This window comes from Streptomyces sp. B1866, assembly GCF_031932565.1.
Classification (GTDB): Bacteria; Actinomycetota; Actinomycetes; order Streptomycetales; family Streptomycetaceae; genus Streptomyces.
This window is the reverse complement of record NZ_JAVSCF010000394.1, coordinates 1-3691: the sequence shown is the minus strand read 5'-3', so window position 1 is coordinate 3691 and position 3691 is coordinate 1. Positions and strand designations below refer to the sequence as shown.

Below are 3691 nucleotides of genomic sequence, written 5' to 3'. Positions count from 1 at the left end.
GCCCCCGTAGGCGGTGAGGGACACGGGCCGACGTGTGTGAGAGGTACGCCCGGCACACGTCGGCCCCACCCCGGCCCCGCCCGTTCGCTCACCCCTCTTGGCGGACGGGCGGGGCCGCCAGACTCCCGGAGCCCGGATGAGACGAGGAGCACCGATGGGCGCCGTGGCGTGCGTCCGGTCGCGCTATCCGGCGCCACAGACTCCCCGCGCCACCGTCTCCGTTCCCACAGTGGCGCGGAGGCACCACCTCTGCTGGGCACGACGCCCGCCGAACGGACCGTACGCCTGGGCGAGGCCACGGGCTGACGCGAGCCGGGACCCTTACGGCCGCCGTGCGTCCGGCACGGCGGCCGTCTTGGTGCCCGGCCGCCCGTACGGCCCGGGCCGGTCCGGCTCCGGGCCGCCCCGGGCCCGCTCCAGTGCCATGCCGCTAAGCGGCTGCCCGATGAAGGGGCCACGGTCAGCGAGCCGGTGCGGTTCGCCTGTGGCCTGCACCCCCGCGCGTACCTGGTGGACCAGGTACTGCGGCGGACGGACGACTCGTCGCTCTGCCAAGTGTCCCGTCGGCAGCCACCACCCACCTCTAGAGTGGCGGCCATGGTGACTTCTGACAGCGTGACACTTCGGACGCTCGATGGTCTGCACCTTGCGGGCTCGCTTGTGAGACCCGAGGAACCGACGGCGCACGCGCTGGTGATGGTGCACGGTGGCGGCGTCACGCGGGAAGAGGGCGGCTTCTTCACACGGCTCGCCGCCGGACTGGCTGACTCTGGCGTTGCCTCCTTGCGGTTCGACCTACGTGGCCATGGCGAGAGCGAGGGCAAGCAAGAGGAGCTTACGCTCGCAGCCATTCTCAACGATATCCGCGTTGCGCTGGCATATCTGCGTGAAGCGACCGATTCGCAGAAGGTCAGCTTGCTCGGCGCAAGCTTCGGCGGCGGGATCTGTGCCTACTACGCGGCCAAGCGGCCGGAGGAGCTGACGCGCCTGGTACTGCTCAACCCCCAACTGGACTACAAAAAGCGAAATGTTGACAGTCGGGACTACTGGACGAACGACTACCTCAACGATGAGATGGCCGCGCAGTTGACGTCACAGGGTTTCATTCAGTTCACGCCGAGCTTGCGCCACGGCCGGGCCATCTTCAACGAGGTATTTTGGCTTAAGCCACACGAAGCCCTGGGTGAAATCCATGCGCCTACCCTCATCGTGCACGGGACCAAAGATACGCTCGTGCCAATTGGCGGAACCATGGCCGCAGTGCCGAAATTCAAAGCCCCGTGCCGACTGGTTAAGGTGGAAGGCTCGCAACACGGCTTTGCCGTCCATGACGACCCGCAGTACCTCAATCCCAGGAGTCAAGCTTACCAAGCGTTTGTTATTCGTACCGTGGCCGACTGGCTGACGACGGACGAGTAACTGTGCTCAAGACGCGGTGTGGAGCGCTTCGCGGAACTCCCGGACGGCTGGGCGGCTTCCCCAACGGCTCAGCGTTCGCAGGACTTCGACAAGAACCCGCATTGTGCGCCCAGAGTTGAGGGCGCGGGCAACTTCGGCCGATTGATGACCAAGCGATGCCGCTTCATCTGGCTCGCCACTCAAAGCAATGGCAACCGCTCGCCGCGCATTGAAATACCCTGTGTCCCGCTTGGAAAGCGAACCCGTGGCGATGACTTCCCCGAACAAGTGGGCCGCCACGGCGGGCTTACCAGCTTCGGTGTAGCTGCTGGCGTTGCGCAATTGCAGGGTGTTTTCTGTGAAGTAGGGGTTCAAGGTCGGTGGTTCGTCAGCGGTGATGCTGGTAAGCAAGCCGTGGGCGTTGTCAAGCTTCTGTTTCACGACGTCCAATGGCTCGCCGAGCATAGCGAAACCAAGCGCTTCTTGCTGTGCGACTTCGGCCTGGACGCGCGACGGCAGTTGGTGCCGATTCCGGCCGGCTGCTTGGGCGAGCGTCAGCACACGTACCGCGTCGCGTTCGTCGTAAGCCATCTGCGATTTTTTGAGCAACACATATCCCTGCATGGCGGGGTCGTCGGCTTCCTGTGCCCACTCCATGGCCCGGTCGTACCAGAAGCTGGCACTGAGTGGCTGATGGATATCCCGGTACAGCCACCCGGTGAATTCTGCACCGTCCGCGCCAACCGCCAGCAGCTCCCGGCGAATGTTCGGCCTGACATCGCGGGCGTGCTCCTCAATAGCTCCAAGTAGCCCGAGCATATCCGGCAGGGTTTTCCTTGGCCCGAGCCTGCCGTCGTCGGTTTTGCAGCTTTCAATCTGGCGGCGCAGGTAATCCACCACCGAGCCATCCATATACCGGCGGGCGTCGTGCAGGGCGGCGGCGACGTGTTGGAGTTCGTCCAGGCTCAAGCCTGGCTGGGCGGCGGTGGCAAGGCTGCCCTTGAATAGTGAGCGACGCTTCATGGTCTCGTGTTCCGTGATGCTGTAAGGCTGGTCAAGGAGACTACCGAGGCCCGCTTTCTCAAGGGTGCGAGCATCCACGGGCACCATGACCGGATGGCCGTTGATGACGACCGGCAGGAGCGAACCGCCCTGCGTCGCTTGTTTCGGTGACTCGGGTTGCTCGCTGGTATCGCCACTCGTGATTGAGCGCTTGTTGCTCGGCAGCTTGAACCACAGTAGGTCGGCAGGGATCTTCAGGCTATGCGCCCAGCTCATAAGCTTTCGGAGATCCTGCGGTGGCTCACCGCTCTCGATGCGGCTCAACTGGGCCTGATCCATCCCCAACCATGTCGCCACTGTTTCCTGCGAAAGGACGCGTCCGTGGTACGTGTGCGTCCGGTAAGCGTAGAAGACGCGTCCCATATGCCAACTATCGAGCGCTTCCCTCAGTAGCGGGGCATCCCAGAATTCCGAAGGTACGGGAGGGGGTTGCGTAGAGACGCTGCCCCTCCGCCTGCGCAGGCACGCCGTGCAGTGCGTCCCCTGGTTGTCCCTGGCCAAGCGCGTGCCGCACGCGCAGAATCGAACAGGTTGACGTGCCATGTGCCGTTCTCCCGCAACCCAGTTGACGCCTGTCCGCGCCAAGCTTACCGACGCTAGCCGGGTGTTGTCCGCTCGTCTATGAGATCGATGCATAGACAGTCATGACTGGTCACCATGGACCACCGACGGGAAACGAAACAAGCTTCTCTGTGCGCGATGTAGCGCGGAAGCACACGGACGGACTGAGGGAGGCTCCGACGCCAATGGGCGACGACCGGACCTTGAAGATCGCCGACGAGCCGCAAGGACCGACGCGGCGCCTGACGGTCGGTGGTTTCGCCCGCGACGACAACGGCAGGGTCGGCGAAATCATGGCCGTCACGAGCAGCCAGGTGTTCCTCCGACCGAAAGGCGGAGGGCAGGAATGGGTTCGTCCCGCCGACACGGTGGAGCCGATCACCGCGGGGGAAGCGCTGCGGGAGCGAGTAACGGAACAGAATCGCCGGAGGAGGTTGGGGCTGTGACCCTGCCCGACCTGATTGCCGTGATCGGCAGAGTGGTCGGCGGCGTGCTTCTGTTCACCGCGTCGGCAGCGGTGGGATTCCTGCTCTCCGCTGCCTTCACCGGCCACCTGTAAGCGCCCTTCTCCGACTGGATGATCTCAGTGGGCAGGAACACGCCGAAAGGAATGCTCATGAGTGGACCGATCGAAGTCCGCGTGACGAAACGCAAGGGCAAGACGACAAAC

The 3691-nt window shown here is 64.2% G+C and carries 3 protein-coding genes; 2 read left to right on the top strand and 1 reads right to left on the bottom strand.

Annotated features, from left to right (window positions below; genetic code table 11):
• Positions 1-597 precede the first annotated feature (597 nt).
• Entirely contained in the window at positions 598-1419 is an 822-nt protein-coding gene (locus RKE29_RS28550) for an alpha/beta fold hydrolase (RefSeq protein WP_312008592.1), read from the top strand.
• 6 nt (positions 1420-1425) lie between these two features.
• Here RKE29_RS28550 and RKE29_RS28545 read toward each other — a convergent pair whose 3' ends face one another.
• Positions 1426-2823: a helix-turn-helix transcriptional regulator gene (locus RKE29_RS28545; RefSeq protein ID WP_312008590.1), complete on the bottom strand. Its 1398-nt coding sequence runs from the start codon at positions 2821-2823 to the stop codon at positions 1426-1428.
• 383 nt (positions 2824-3206) lie between these two features.
• On the opposite strand from RKE29_RS28545, the gene RKE29_RS28540 reads away from it, so the two are divergent.
• Positions 3207-3467, top strand: coding sequence for a hypothetical protein (locus RKE29_RS28540; RefSeq protein WP_312008589.1), 261 nt, complete (start codon positions 3207-3209; stop codon positions 3465-3467).
• Positions 3468-3691 lie beyond the last annotated feature (224 nt).